The 1,096-nt window shown below is 74.4% G+C and carries 1 protein-coding gene; it reads right to left on the bottom strand.

The window, feature by feature from the left end; translation table 11 throughout:
* Positions 1-26 precede the first annotated feature (26 nt).
* On the bottom strand, positions 27-905 hold the full coding sequence (locus ACWGH4_RS35335) for a trypsin-like serine protease (RefSeq protein ID WP_453468018.1): 879 nt from the start codon (positions 903-905) through the stop codon (positions 27-29).
* Positions 906-1,096 lie beyond the last annotated feature (191 nt).

The raw sequence follows: 1,096 nt of genomic DNA, 5'->3' as shown, positions 1-1,096 counted from the left end.
CCGCGACCTCGCCCGTCAGCAGTGCGTCAGGGCAGCTTGGTGAACGGGGAGAGGAACGCCCTCGCGCCAGGGGCGTCCAGACGGTACGTCACATTGGTGGCGTAGCAGGGGGAGTCGCCCGTGATGGTCGTCGACACGAGGGTCCGCTTGCCCTTCAGCGTGGCGAAGTTCGGGCCGCCGGAGTCGCCGTAGCACGCCCCGCCGTTGCCCTGGGGCGCGGTCATGGCCAGGCGTACCCACGACTTGTTCAGCGCGTCGAAGGTGACGGGGGCCTTCATCCGGACGCCGCCGCCCGGGTGCGTGTGGCCGCCCGGCCCGCGCACGGCCTCCTGCGTCCCGTAACCGGCGACGACGAACGGGGTGTCGTTCAGCCCCTGCGCCCCGAGCGCGTCGAGGGCGCCGGCCTCCGGCAGCGCCGCCGGGGTGAAGGACCAGCGGGCCCGCATCTTCGCGGCCGGCACCTCGACGACCGAGATGTCATGGGTGTCCGCCGCCGGGCCCGGGTAGCCGGGGTGGTTGTGGGCGGTGCCCTGGACGGCCACGGCGTCCGCCACGGCTGCCGGGTCGCCGGGGTGCTGCGCGGCGGCCCGGTCCAGACCCGCCTGCACGTCCTGGTCGAGGGAGACGTAGAACCGCACGTTCTCCGGCCAGTCGGTGGTGCAGTGGGCCGCGGTGAGGAAGGTGTCCGCGTCGATCATCGTGCCGGAGCACACCCAGTCGACCCGGTCCGGCGTCGCCGGGTCGTTGTCGGCGTCCCAGGTGGCGACGAGAGCGCCGACCTCGGTGCGCTCGGGAGCGGGTGTCGCGTTGTACGAGTTGATCGCCGAGGACGGCAGGGCGACGCCGAGGACGATGGCGCAGGCGGCGGCGCTGACGCCGGTCAGGCGTACGGGCAGGGCAGTCAAGGGAAACCCTTCGGGTCAAGGGACGGTTGCTCTCCTGTGGGGTGATCGACAGTGAAGCGTGCCGGACACGGCACGGCAAGGGTCCCGGACACCGCAAACCGGCGGAGCGCGGGGCCGGGGCCCCCCCCCCCCCCCCCCCCGCCCCCCCGGGGGCCGGTGGTGACCCCGGGGCACGCCCGCGCCCAGTGGCC

It is taken from the genome of Streptomyces sp. NPDC054847 (genome assembly GCF_053610925.1).
This window is presented reverse-complemented; position numbering and strand designations above follow the sequence as displayed.